The sequence below is a fragment of the Streptomyces sp. NPDC001222 genome, assembly GCF_042896945.1.
Classification (GTDB): domain Bacteria; phylum Actinomycetota; class Actinomycetes; order Streptomycetales; family Streptomycetaceae; genus Streptomyces; species Streptomyces gibsoniae.
On sequence record NZ_JBIAXT010000004.1, the window covers coordinates 132,174 to 144,623 of the forward strand.

Genomic DNA, 12,450 nt, shown 5'->3' on the forward strand with positions numbered 1-12,450 from the left:
CCGGGCGCGGACGGCACTGTGCGGAACCGGACGGTTCGGCCGCGCCCCCTTGCCGCTTCCGAGATCCAGCCTTTCACCCCCCTTCCCCACCGCGCAACGGCAGGCGTGACACGAAGGTGCGGGGCGCTGGAGCGGGCCGGGTTCCCGGCCGCCGCGCCGGGGACCCGGCCCGCCTCTCACGGGCCGGTGGAACGGCGTCAGCCGTGCCAGGACCGCCACAGGGCCGCGTACGCTCCGTCCGCGGCGACCAGATCGTCGTGGCTGCCCAGCTCGCTGATCTGCCCCTCCTCGACGACGGCGATCACGTCGGCGTCATGGGCGGTGTGCAGTCGGTGGGCGATCGCGACGACCGTGCGGCCGTCCAGGACACGGGCCAGGGAGCGCTCCAGGTGGCGGGCCGCCCGGGGGTCCAGGAGAGAGGTGGCCTCGTCCAGGACCAGGGTGTGCGGGTCGGCGAGCACCAGGCGGGCGAGCGCGATCTGCTGCGCCTGCGCGGGGGTGAGAGCCAGACCGCCGGAGCCCACCTCGGTGTCCAGACCCTGGTCCAGGGCGCGTGCCCAGCCGTCCGCGTCCACCGCGCCCAGCGCGGCCCACAGCTCGGCGTCGACGGCGTCGGTGCGAGCAAGCAGCAGGTTGTCGCGCAGGGAGCCCACGAAGACGTGGTGCTCCTGGTTGACGAGGGCCACGTGCGAGCGCACCCGTTCCGCCGGCATCCGGGAGAGTTCGGCGCCGCCGAGGGTGATCCGGCCGTCCCGGGGCGCGTAGATCCCGGCGAGCAGCCGGCCGAGCGTGGACTTGCCCGCCCCGGAGGGCCCGACCAGGGCGAGCCGGGTGCCGGGCGCGACGTTCAGGGAGACACGGTGCAGCACGTCGACTCCCGGCAGGTATCCGAAGCGCACCTCGTCGGCCTCGACGTCGTGTCCGTCGGGGGCCACGGAAGGGTCGCCCGCCTGCGGCTCGATGTCGCGCACGCCGACCAGCCGGGCCAGCGACACCTGGGCGACCTGCAGCTCGTCGTACCAGCGAAGGATCAGGCCGACCGGGTCGACGAGCATCTGCGCGATGAGCGCGCCCGTCGTCAGCTGGCCGATGCCGATCCAGCCCTGCAGGACGAACACCCCGCCGACCATCAGGACCGAGCACAGGACCGTCACATGCGTGATGTTGATGACCGGGAAGAGCACCGACCGCAGCCACAGGGTGTACCGCTCCCAGGCGGTCCACTCCTTGATCCGCCGGTTCGACAGTTCGATGCGCCGGGCACCGAGCCGGTGGGCCTCCACGGTGCGTCCGGCGTCCACGGTCTCGGCGAGGACGGCGGCCACGGCGGCGTACCCGGCGGCCTCGGAGCGGTAGGCGGAGGGAGCCCGCCGGAAATACCAGCGGCAGCCGATCACCAGCAGGGGCACGGCGATGAGCACGGCCGGTGCGAGCGGGGGAGCCGTGACGGTCAGACCGCCGAGCAGCAGCACCGCCCAGACGACGCCGATGGCCAGTTGTGGCACGGCCTCGCGCATGGCGTTGGCCAGCCGGTCGATGTCGGTGGTGATCCGGGACAGCAGATCGCCGGTCCCGGCGCGTTCCAGGACCCCCGGCGGGAGGCCCACCGCCCGTACGAGGAAGTCCTCCCGCAGATCGGCGAGCATCCGCTCGCCGATGACGGCCCCGTGCAGTCGTACCAGCCGTACGAACACGGCCTGGATCACCAGGGCGACGACGAAGAGCGCGGCGGTGCGCTCGAGGTGGAGTTCCCGCGTGCCGGCCGACAGGCGCTCGACGAGGCCGCCGAGCAGGTACGGGCCGGCCATCGACGCGACGACGGAGACCGTGTTGACGGCGATCAGGAGCAGGAAGGCCCGGCGGTGCCGGCGGAACAGTTCTGCCACATAGGCGCGCACGGTCGCAGGGGCGCCGACGGGCAGCGTGGTCGCCGCCGTCGGGGCCGCCGGGTCGTACGCCGGGGGCGCCACGCCGATCATGCGCTCTCCTCGATCCCTTCCAGCGTGTTCATTTCATCCATGTCGTTGAGTTCTTCCAGCTCGGCAAGTGCGGCGGTATCGGCGTCGGTCTCCCGGGTCACGACCGCGCGGTACCGCGGCTCGCTGTGCACCAGGTCCCGGTGCAGACCGACCGCCGCGACCTCGCCCTCGTGCACCAGCACGACCCGGTCCGCGTGGTCCAGGAGCAGCGGTGAGGAGGTGAACACGACCGTCGTGCGGCCCGTCCGCAGCTTGCGGATGCCCGCGGCGATCCGTGCCTCCGTGTGGGAGTCGACGGCCGACGTCGGCTCGTCCAGGACGAGCACCGGCGGGTCGGTGATCAGTGACCGGGCCAGCGCGAGTCGCTGGCGCTGGCCACCGGACAGCGACCGGCCGCGCTCGGTGATCCGCGCGTCCATCGGGTCCTCGGTGCCCGGTGACCCCTGGACGAGCGCGTCCAGGACATCACCGCACTGGGCGGCGGCGAGCGCGTCCCGGGCGGCGACCGAGCCCGAGGCCGGTACGTCGAGCAGTTCACGCAGCGAGCCGGAGAGCAGCACCGGGTCCTTGTCCTGGACGAGGACCGCGGTGCGGGCCGAGTCGAGCGGCAGCTCGTCCAGCGGCACGCCGCCCAGGAGCGCCGAGGCGTCCTGTCCCGGTTGCTCGGCGGGGTGCCCGCCCAGCCGTTCGGCCAGCACGCCCGCCGCGTCCGGGTCGCCGCAGACCACGGCGGTCAGCCGCCCCGCGGGTGCGAGCAGCCCGGTCCGCGGGTCGTACAGGTCTCCGTCCGGAACACCGGCCTCACGTGAACCACCGGATTCAGTGGCCCGCTCCAGCGACAGGACCCGGGCCGCGCGTCGGGCGGACGGCCGGGAGAAGGAGTACGCCATCGCGATCTCCTCGAAGTGCCGCAGCGGGTAGGTGAGCAGCATGACGGCGCTGTACACGGTGACCAGCTCACCGACGGCGATACGGCCCTCCCGTGCCAGGTGCACACCGCGCCAGACGACCGCGATCATCAGCAGCCCCGGGAGCAGCACCTGGATCGCCGAGATCAGCGACCACATCCTGGCGCTGCGCACGGCAGCGGTGCGGACCTCCTGGGAGGCCCTGCGGTAGCGCTCCAGGAAGAGTTCCTCGCCGCCGATGCCCCTGAGCACCCGGAGTCCCGCGACGGTGTCCGAGGCCAGTTCGGTGGCCCGGCCCGCCTTCTCACGCTGAGTGTCGGCGCGCCGGGTGGCACGGGGCAGCAGCGGCAGCACGGCGAGCGCCAGCACCGGCACGCCCACGGCCACGACGACACCGAGCGCGGGCTGGTAGACGAGGAGCCCGACGCAGACCGCCACGACGGTGAGCGCCGCCGCGCTGAAACGGGACACAGCCTCCACGAACCAGCCGATCTTCTCGACGTCACCGGTGGACACGGCGACGACCTCACCGGCCGCGACGCGTCGAGTCAGGGCGGAGCCGAGCTGGGCCGTCCGGCGGGCCAGGAGCTGCTGGACGCGTGCGGCCGCAGTGATCCAGTTGGTGACCGCGGCGCGGTGCAGCATGGTGTCGCCCAGCGCGACGCCGACGCCGCAGAGCAGGAGCAGGCCTCCGGTCAGAGCGAGCCGGACGCCCGAGCGCTCGACGACGGCCTGAACCGCGAGGCCGAGACAGAACGGCAGTCCGGAGACGGAGAGGAAGTGCAGCAGCCCCCAGGCCAGGGCCTTGAGCTGCCCGCCCAGTTGGTTCCGGCCGAGCCACCACAGGAATCGGGGCCCCGAGCGGGCGTCCGGCACACCCGGGTCGGGATACGGAAGGTCTTGAATCTGCATGGCGTCCCAGTGGCTCGTGTCAGCGGATGGATGGGGGTGCGGTGCACGGACCGGTACGGGTCCCCGCACTCCGCGCGGGCCCGTGACAAGCCGTGACAGGGTCGCGTCGGAGGGTGGGCGAAAGCAAACGGTTTTCCGGTCCGGAAGGCGAGTTCCGGCCCCTCCGGCAGGCGGGTGAAAAGCGGAGACGGGAAACCCATTATTAAGAGGACAATGTGACGATATGTCGTATGAGTACGGGTGAGGTGCACGGTGGAGTGCGTGCGCGAGCTGTTGCGGCGGCCTGTGGCGTGCTGGTGATGTCCCTGTCGGCGTGCGGCGGTTGGGGGGAGGGCGGCCATGGCGTGAAGGGGGGTGGCCCGGGCTACGGCGCCAGGGGAACCGCCACGCTCACGGCGCACCCCCGGCGTACCGCCGAAGGTGCGCCGCCCTCGGCTCCCGGGCTCGCCGGGGGAGGCGCGCCGTCGTCGGACCCGGAAGCCGCCGGCGGAGCCGCGCCGTCCGCGGGTGCGGGACCCGCAGGGGGAGGCGCACCGTCGTCGGACACCGGATCCGCGGAGGAAGCCGTGCCGTCGCCCGACAGGGAATCCCCCGGAGGGGCGTCACCGGACCCGGTGGATCCGAGGTCCTCGCCGACTTCCGCGCCCACGAACGACCCGGAGCGCGTCCCGGGCGTCGGCGACCGGCTGCGCCGGCTCATCCCTGACGCATCGCGCCAGGTCCTCGCGGTCTACGGCGACGGCGAGGACTCCCCGGACTGCACGATCGTGCTCTACGAGAAGGGCGATGACGACGCCTGGAGCGAGATCGGGCAGTGGCGGGGACACAACGGCAGAAGAGGCTGGACGGTGGACCACCACGAGGACGATCTGCGCACGCCTGTGGGGGTGTTCACGCTCAGCGACGCCGGTGGTGTCCTCGACGACCCGGACACCAGGCTCCCGTACGACCAGGGTGAGTCCTACCGGGTGCCTGAGGGCTGGGGCGAGGCCCACCGCCATGACTTCGACTATGTCATCGCCATCGACTACAACAGGCTCAGGGGCACTCCGCCGAACGACCCGACCCGGCCGCTGGGTATGGAGAAGGGCGGCGGCATCTGGCTGCACGTGGACCACGGTGACGGTACGTCGGCCTGCGTCAGCCTGCCCGAGTCCGGGATGGAGTACCTGCTGCGGACGCTCGACCCGGACTGGTACCCCGTGGTGGTGATGGGCGACAGGGAGACCCTCAGGGCCTAGGCCGTGTGGCGAAAGTCCCGCCTGCCTCGCGACGCCATGCACGCTCCCCCCGCGGCCTCAAGGTGGTGGGAGGTGCCCCCACTCGCCGCACCGGGCGAAACCCACGTACACCCAGTACCAGGGCCCCCGGCACTCCCCCAAGCTGCTTCGAGCGGCCAGAGCGCGCACCTGGCGCCGCGAGGCCCGCCCTTCGGGCGAACGACGGGACTCTCGCAACACGCCCTGGCCGTTTCGCCGGATGCCCGTGCGCCGCGACTGCCCCGGAGTGCTCATTGCGGAGCGGGCCGACTCCCCGTAGAAACACGGGACATGAGAAGCAGGATTATCATGTCCATGCTCACCGGAGGGGTTCTGACGGTGAGTCTCCTCCTCGGCGCGGGTCCCGCCTCGGCCACGACCTCCTCGGCCCGGCCTGCCTCCCACGCCCCCTCCCCGGCCACCGTGGCCCCGCCCGACGAGTTCGGCACCGACTGGCACGACCCGGTGACGGCGGCCCCGCCGGTGGCACGGCCGAACTCCCGGTCCTGCGACGTCACCCTCGCCGAGGCCCAGTTCCGGGACTTCACCCCCTACCGGGGCACGTACACCCCGCCGAGCGGCTGCGGCGACCACTGGAGCAAGGTGGTGCTGCGCCTCGAAGGCAAGGTCAAGGGACGGCAGTTCGACCGCCTCGGCTATCTGCACGTCGGCGGGGTCGAGATCCTCCGCACGTCCACGCCGGAGCCGTCGCCGGACGGCATCGGGTGGTCCGTCGAGAAGGACGTCACCCGGTACAGCGAGACGTTCCGGCAGAGCCGTGACGTCGAGATGCTCATCGGCAACGTCGTCGACGACACCTACACCGGGGTCATCGACGTCAAGGCCACGCTGACGTTCTACGCGGGCAGGTCCGCACACACCCCCGACCGCGTTCTCACCCTCCAGAACGGTACGTTGACCACGCCCCGCAACAGCGAACGCATCGTCGCCGAGGTGTACGCCACCGGCTCGGGCGGCGGCTGTGAGGAGTTCTGGTATCTCACCGTGCCCGACACGGCGCCGTACTCCTGCAAGGCGGCGGGCGGCCCCTACCGCGAGGTGCAGATCACGGTCGACGGCCGGCTCGCCGGTATCGCGGCGCCGTTCCCGACCGTGTGGACCGGCGGCTGGTCCAATCCCTTCCTCTGGTACGTGATCCCAGGCCCACGCGCCTTCGACGTCCAGCCGATCACCTATGACCTGACGCCCTTCGCCGGGCTCCTCGACGACGGCCGGCCGCACCGGGTCGAGGTCTCCGTCGTCGGTGCGCCCGCCGGGCAGACCGGCTGGAGCACCCCTGTGAACGTCCTGGTCTGGCAGGACGCGAAGAGCCGTCATGTCACCGGCGGGCTCACCGTCCATCAGGTGGGCGATCCCGTCGGCTCCCCGGTCTACACCCCCGGCCCGGAGAACCGGCTGGACACCCAGGGCGGCCACAGGTTCACGGTCGCGGGATACGTCGACACCTCGCACGGCCGGGTGACCACCACGGTCAGCCGGACGCTGGCGAACACCTCCGTGCACCGCTGGACGGAGGGCGAGGACCAGGACGGTCTCGACGCCACCTGGACGGACGACGAGACCGTCACCGTCCACGGACTCGGCCCGGTACGTGCGACGCACACCCGTCGCACGTACACGATGGGTGGCTCCACGACCATCGGCACCGATGGCCGGCTGCGTACCGTACTGACGCTCGCCGACCGGGCCGCGGTCGTCGAGACCCACGGCGGTCGGCGCGTTGTGTGGTCCGGGCTCGACGACACCTACACCGGCGACGCCGCCTACTCGACCACTGTGCCGCGCGACCAGCGGCACGCGGTCGGCACGACGAGCGAGCGTTACCGGCTGTACGGCTCGCAGGGCTGCTACGACCGGCGGCTGACGACCGTCCAGGGGGTGCTCACCGAGAACCGCGACAACTGCTGAGGGCAACCACAGGGACCACGTGCCCGCGGGAACCACAGAGCCCGCGGGCGCCGCGGAGACCGCAGGAACGGCGTGCGGCGCGTCGGGTGAGATGACTTCCGAGGATCGCTACGCGGTCAGCAGCGATGTTCCGGTCCGGCGGCGAAGGGCGCGTCGCCGCCGTCGATCAGTGTGCTGAGCAGCCCGCCGAGCACCTTGCGCTGCTCGTCCGTCAGCGGGGCCAGGATCTCCTCCGCCGCGGCTCTTCGCGCGCTTCGCAGAGCCCGCAGCGCCTCCCGGCCCTGCTCCGTGACCTCGATCCGGATCACCCGCCGATTGGTGGGATCGGGCACCCGGCGCACCCTGCCGCTCGCCTCCAGACCGTCGACCAGCGTGGTCACCGCCCGTGGCACCACTTCGAGACGCTCGGCCAGGTCCGCCATCCGGGGCGGCGAGCCGAAGTGGGCGAGCGTGCGCAGCAGCCGGGACTGGGCCGGAGTGATACCCAGGTCGGACCGCTCCAGATGCCGTTTCTGGATGCGGTGCACACGGCGGGTGAACCGCAGCAGTTGCTCGGCGAGCAGGCCGTCGGGGTCGGCGGTGGTCATGCGGGAACAATATCAGGGCCTCGTTCATTGTGAGTATAGGTAACAATGAGCTAAGATCCGTGATCGATCGTCCCGCATCGCGTCCCCGATGCCGCAGCGCCGTCGTGTCCCGGCCGCTGCCCGACCTCCGTAGGAGCCCATGCATCCCGAGAACCTCACCTCGACGCCGTCCCTCGACGGCACGTCCGAACAGCCGCGGCAGGTGCGACGCATCCTCCGCCTCTTCAAGCCGTACAGTGGTCGGCTCGCCGTCGTGGGCCTGCTCGTCGGCGCCGCGTCGCTGGTCTCCGTCGCCACGCCGTTCCTGCTCAAGGAGACCCTGGACGTCGCCATCCCGCAGCGCCGGACCGGACTGCTGAGCCTGCTCGCCCTCGGCATGATCCTGAGCGCCGTCGTCAACAGCGTCTTCGGCGTGCTGCAGACCCTCATCTCCACGACGGTCGGCCAGCGCGTCATGCACGACCTGCGCACCGCCGTCTACGGCCGGCTCCAGCGCATGTCGCTCGCCTTCTTCACCCGGACCCGCACGGGCGAGGTCCAGTCCCGTATCGCCAACGACATCGGTGGTATGCAGGCGACCGTCACCTCCACCGCCACCTCCCTGGTCTCCAACCTCACCAGCGTGACAGCGACCGTCGTCGCGATGGTCGCCCTCGAATGGCGGCTCACCGTCGTCTCGCTGCTCCTGCTGCCGCTGTTCGTCTGGATCAGCCGGCGCGTGGGCAACGAACGCAAGAAGATCGCCACCCAGCGCCAGAAGCAGATGGCCGCGATGGCCGCGACCGTCACCGAGTCGCTCTCCGTCAGCGGCATCCTGCTCGGCCGCACCATGGGCCGTGCCGACTCCCTCACCCGGTCCTTCGCCAGCGAGTCCGAGAGTCTGGTCGACCTCGAGGTGAAGTCGAACATGGCGGGCCGCTGGCGCATGGCCGTGATCACCATCGTCATGGCCGCCATGCCGGCCGTCATCTACTGGACCGCGGGCGTGGCGCTCCAGCTGGGCGGCCCGTCCATCTCGCTGGGCACGCTGGTGGCGTTCGTCTCGCTCCAGCAGGGCCTGTTCCGGCCGACCGTCAGCCTGCTGTCCACCGGTGTGCAGATCCAGACGTCGCTCGCGCTCTTCCAGCGCATCTTCGAGTATCTCGACCTGCCCATCGACATCACCGAACCCGAGCAGCCGGTCCGTCTCGACCAGGTCAAGGGCGAGGTGCGCTTCGAGGGGGTCGAGTTCCACTACGACGACAAGAGCGGTCCGATACTCGAGGACATCGACATCACCGTCCCGGCGGGCTCGAGTCTCGCCGTCGTCGGACCCACCGGTTCCGGGAAGTCCACGCTCAGCTATCTGGTGCCGAGGCTGTACGACGTGACGGGCGGGCGGGTCATGCTCGACGGCGTCGACGTCCGCGACCTGGACTTCGACACCCTCGCCCGCGCGGTCGGCGTCGTCTCCCAGGAGACGTATCTCTTCCATGCCTCGGTCGCCGACAACCTGCGCTTCGCGAAGCCCGACGCGACCGACGAGGAACTGTACGCTGCGGCGAAGGCCGCCCAGATCCACGACCACATCGCGTCCCTTCCCGACGGGTACGACACGGTCGTCGGTGAGCGTGGACACCGCTTCTCGGGCGGCGAGAAGCAGCGGCTGGCCATCGCCCGCACCATCCTGCGTGATCCGCCCGTGCTCATCCTCGACGAGGCGACCAGTGCCCTCGACACCCGTACCGAGCACGCGGTCCAGGAGGCCATCGACGCTCTCTCGGCCAACCGGACGACCCTCACCATCGCCCATCGGCTGTCCACCATCCGGGGGGCCGACCAGATCGTGGTCCTCGACTCCGGGCGCACGGTCGAACGGGGCACCCACGAGCAACTGCTGGAGCTCGACGGCCGGTATGCGGGTCTTGTCCGGAGGGACGCCCGACTGGAGCCCACAAGCTGACGATATGCCAGGTATCTCCGGTCTGGCGGGATACGGTGCGGCCATGCAGACGACCACGCCGCCCCGCAAGCACACCGGACTGACGCGCCGGAGCCGGTTCGCCTTCGTCGGGACGGGAATCGCCGTGGCGGCCGCCGTCATGGCCGTGCCGCTGGTGACCACCCGGAGTGACGGGAAGGGCCCGCACGTGGGCCTGGTGATCCCGGAGGGCTGGCGCACGGGCCAGATCTACACGGCGCTCGACAAGGTTCTCGGTCTGCCGCCCGGCTCGACGAAGAAATCCCTGCCCAAGGCCCACCTCAAGCTGCCACCGGACGCTCAGGGCAACCCCGAGGGCTATCTCTTCCCGGCCTCGTACCCCCTCCACAAGGGAGCGAGCCCGGAGTCCGTGCTGCGGTTCATGGTCGAGACCGCGAACAAGAGGTTCAGCGGCGGCACGATCACCGCGGGCGCCCAGCGCCACGCCCTGACCGGCTACCAGGCCGTCACCGTCGCCAGCATCGTGCAGGCCGAGGCGGCGACCAAGGCCGACATGGCCAAGGTGGCCCGAGTGGTCTTCAACCGCCTGGAGCGGGGGATGCCGCTGCAGATGGACTCCACGCTCAACTACGCGCTGAAGCGTTCCACGCTGCGCACCAGCGTCAAGGACACGAAGATCGAGAGCCCCTACAACTCGTACCGGAGCGTGGGTCTGCCGCCGACACCGATCTCCAATCCGGGCGAGAAGGCGATGCGCGCCACGCTCAACCCGGCACCGGGCAACTGGCTGTACTTCGTCACCGTCAAGCCGGGGGACACCCGGTTCACGGCGAGCTACGAGGAGCAACAGCGGAACGTCGCCGAGTTCAACCGGCTACGCGCCGCGAAGTAGGAGGAGAGCGTCACCTACGACGCCGGGAGGGGCCCTGCCGTACCGGCCGCCGCCGCTCCCTCAGGCCACGGCGGCTGCTTCTCCCGCTTCCTTCGCCGGTTCCCCGGCCAGCAGACGCCGGATGTCCCGCACGGCCGCGCGTCCCGCCCGGTTGGCGCCGATCGTGCTGGCCGACGGGCCGTATCCGACCAGGTGGATCCGTGGGTCGGAGACCGCGCGCGTACCCTCCACCCGGATGCCGCCGCCCGGCTCGCGCAATCGCAGCGGGGCGAGATGGTCGATCGCCGCCCGGAAGCCGGTCGCCCAGAGGATCACATCGGCCGCCACATGCCGACCGTCGGCCCACTCCACTCCGTCCGGCACGATCCGGTCGAACATCGGCTGCCGGTCCAGAACCCCGTCCTCGATCGCCTTCCGGATCGCGTCATTGAGCGGCAGCCCGGTCACCGACACCACACTGCGCGGCGGCAGCCCCTGACGCACCCGCTCCTCCACGAGCGCGACGGCCGCCCGCCCCACCTCCTCGGAGAACGGACCCTCCCGGAACACCGGGGGACGCCGGGTCACCCAGGTGGTCGCAGCGGCATAGGGGGCGATCTCCATCAGATGCTGGGTACCGGACGCGCCGCCACCGACGACGATCACCCGCCGCCCGGCGAACTCCTCCGGGCCGGGGTACTGGGCCGTGTGCAACTGCCGCCCCCGGAAGCTCTCCTGGCCGGGGTAGCGCGGCCAGAAGGGGCGGTCCCAGGTCCCCGTCGCGTTGATCAGCGCCCGCGTCGCCCAGGTACCGGCCGAGGTCTCGACGAGCAGCCGCCCGTCCGTTCCCTCGCGTACGGCCTGGACGTCGACCGGCCGCCGTACACGCAGGTCGAAGGCGCGCTCATAGCGGTCGAAGTACTCGGACACGACCTCGGACGACGGCCGCGCCGGATCCGCGTCCGTCAGTTCCATGCCGGGCAGTGCGTGCATCCCGTGGACCTTGCCGAAGGTCAGCGAGGGCCAGCGGAACTGCCAGGCGCCGCCTGGACTCGGGGCGTGGTCGAGCACCACGAAGTCTCGATCCGGCTCGAATCCCGTGCGTCGCAGGTGATAGGCGCTGGACAAGCCGGCCTGACCAGCGCCTATGACGACCACGTCGACGTCGTGCACCCCGATGTTGTTCACGCTTCCACCAACCGCACCGAGGGCGAGGATCTTCCCGGACGCTCAGGACCGGCCCGGAGGCGGCGAGTGACGTCGAACCGGAGGGGCCGTGCACGGTCGGCTGCGTCTCGCAGGACGGACCTCGCATACCACCGGACGGAGGACCGGCCGGTGTGGACCCGCTGACATGGGCGAGGATGAAGACATGTCCGATGCCTTCAGCACGCGTGTCCTGAACGTGGCCTCCGGTTCCGGTGAAACGGTCGTGGATCTCACCCGGGAGTGCGAGCACTTCCTGCGCGAGACGGCGGCGGGCCGGGACGGCCTACTCAACGTCTTCGTACCGCACGCCACCGCCGGCGTGGCGATCATCGAGACCGGCTCCGGCAGCGACGACGACCTCCTCGCCGCGCTCCATACGCTGCTTCCGGCCGACGACTGCTGGCAGCACCGCCACGGCAGCCCCGGCCACGGCCGCGACCATGTCGTCCCGGCCTTCGTCCCACCCCACGCGACCCTGCCGGTGATCGCCGGCCGACTCGAACTCGGGACCTGGCAGTCGGTGTGCCTGGTGGACACGAACAGGGACAATCCCCACCGTCAGGTGCGGCTGAGCTTCCTGGCCTGATGCTCGTCAAGGGACTGTAGCGTCGAATTCCGGCCGCAGCGTCCAGCCGCGGCGCTGGATGAGGGCGGGGCGGCGGCGATTGCCTTCGCGCAGGCGGGTCAGGCACTGGTGGCACGGGGTGTCCCGTCCGGTGTGGGCGTATGCGTCGCGCAGTTCTGCGAGGAGGACGACTGACCTGGTCGTAGGCTGCGGTCTTCTCGGTGGCGATACGCGCCTCGATCTGCTGCCAGACGGATTCGATCTCGCGTGCGAGAGCGGTGAGGTGCCGGCCGCGGTCGGTGGCCCGTTC

Annotated in this window: 9 protein-coding genes; 5 read left to right on the top strand and 4 right to left on the bottom strand. The window is 71.1% G+C overall.

From position 1 onward, the window contains the following. Positions 1–197: 197 nt before the first annotated feature. Both ACFY2Z_RS08050 and ACFY2Z_RS08055 read right to left on the bottom strand, forming a co-directional pair. Positions 198–1,979: an ABC transporter ATP-binding protein gene (locus tag ACFY2Z_RS08050; protein ID WP_390743325.1), complete on the bottom strand. Its 1,782-nt coding sequence runs from the start codon at positions 1,977–1,979 to the stop codon at positions 198–200. Then, a complete protein-coding gene (locus tag ACFY2Z_RS08055; protein WP_390743326.1) occupies positions 1,976–3,799 on the bottom strand; it encodes an ABC transporter transmembrane domain-containing protein in 1,824 nt (607 codons plus the stop codon). Before ACFY2Z_RS08055 ends, ACFY2Z_RS08050 begins: the two co-directional genes overlap by 4 nt. 299 nt (positions 3,800–4,098) lie before the next feature. On the opposite strand from ACFY2Z_RS08055, the gene ACFY2Z_RS08060 reads away from it, so the two are divergent. Together ACFY2Z_RS08060 and ACFY2Z_RS08065 are read left to right on the top strand one after the other, a co-directional pair. Continuing rightward, positions 4,099–5,040 carry a hypothetical protein gene (locus ACFY2Z_RS08060; protein WP_390743528.1) on the top strand — a complete coding sequence of 314 codons (942 nt, stop codon included), beginning with the start codon at positions 4,099–4,101 and terminating at the stop codon, positions 5,038–5,040. A 309-nt stretch (positions 5,041–5,349) separates the two neighbouring features. Further along, positions 5,350–6,987: a peptide-N4-asparagine amidase gene (locus ACFY2Z_RS08065; protein WP_390743327.1), complete on the top strand. Its 1,638-nt coding sequence runs from the start codon at positions 5,350–5,352 to the stop codon at positions 6,985–6,987. Between the two features lie 116 nt (positions 6,988–7,103). Here ACFY2Z_RS08065 and ACFY2Z_RS08070 read toward each other — a convergent pair whose 3' ends face one another. Continuing rightward, positions 7,104–7,574 carry a MarR family winged helix-turn-helix transcriptional regulator gene (locus ACFY2Z_RS08070; protein WP_390743328.1) on the bottom strand — a complete coding sequence of 157 codons (471 nt, stop codon included), beginning with the start codon at positions 7,572–7,574 and terminating at the stop codon, positions 7,104–7,106. A gap of 139 nt (positions 7,575–7,713) precedes the next feature. Here ACFY2Z_RS08070 and ACFY2Z_RS08075 point away from each other — a divergent pair, with 139 nt between their 5' ends. Together ACFY2Z_RS08075 and mltG are read left to right on the top strand one after the other, a co-directional pair. Further along, entirely contained in the window at positions 7,714–9,516 is a 1,803-nt protein-coding gene (locus tag ACFY2Z_RS08075) for an ABC transporter ATP-binding protein (RefSeq protein ID WP_390743329.1), read from the top strand. A gap of 43 nt (positions 9,517–9,559) precedes the next feature. Next, positions 9,560–10,387: an endolytic transglycosylase MltG gene (gene mltG / locus ACFY2Z_RS08080; RefSeq protein WP_390743330.1), complete on the top strand. Its 828-nt coding sequence runs from the start codon at positions 9,560–9,562 to the stop codon at positions 10,385–10,387. A 60-nt stretch (positions 10,388–10,447) separates the two neighbouring features. On the opposite strand, the gene ACFY2Z_RS08085 is transcribed toward mltG, so the two are convergent. After that, positions 10,448–11,554, bottom strand: a complete 1,107-nt coding sequence (locus tag ACFY2Z_RS08085; protein WP_390743331.1) for an NAD(P)-binding domain-containing protein — start codon at positions 11,552–11,554, stop codon at positions 10,448–10,450. A 184-nt stretch (positions 11,555–11,738) separates the two neighbouring features. Between ACFY2Z_RS08085 and ACFY2Z_RS08090 the strand changes: the two genes are divergently transcribed. Further along, positions 11,739–12,161: a YjbQ family protein gene (locus tag ACFY2Z_RS08090; protein ID WP_390743332.1), complete on the top strand. Its 423-nt coding sequence runs from the start codon at positions 11,739–11,741 to the stop codon at positions 12,159–12,161. The last annotated feature ends 289 nt before the right edge of the window (positions 12,162–12,450 follow it).

Coding starts and splice junctions, on each gene's coding strand:
- ACFY2Z_RS08050 (WP_390743325.1), bottom strand. CDS start 1,979: ATGATCGGCGTGGCGCCCCCGGCGTACGACCCGGCGGCCCCGACGGCG.
- ACFY2Z_RS08055 (WP_390743326.1), bottom strand. CDS start 3,799: ATGCAGATTCAAGACCTTCCGTATCCCGACCCGGGTGTGCCGGACGCC.
- ACFY2Z_RS08060 (WP_390743528.1), top strand. CDS start 4,099: ATGTCCCTGTCGGCGTGCGGCGGTTGGGGGGAGGGCGGCCATGGCGTG.
- ACFY2Z_RS08065 (WP_390743327.1), top strand. CDS start 5,350: ATGAGAAGCAGGATTATCATGTCCATGCTCACCGGAGGGGTTCTGACG.
- ACFY2Z_RS08070 (WP_390743328.1), bottom strand. CDS start 7,574: ATGACCACCGCCGACCCCGACGGCCTGCTCGCCGAGCAACTGCTGCGG.
- ACFY2Z_RS08075 (WP_390743329.1), top strand. CDS start 7,714: ATGCATCCCGAGAACCTCACCTCGACGCCGTCCCTCGACGGCACGTCC.
- mltG (WP_390743330.1), top strand. CDS start 9,560: ATGCAGACGACCACGCCGCCCCGCAAGCACACCGGACTGACGCGCCGG.
- ACFY2Z_RS08090 (WP_390743332.1), top strand. CDS start 11,739: ATGTCCGATGCCTTCAGCACGCGTGTCCTGAACGTGGCCTCCGGTTCC.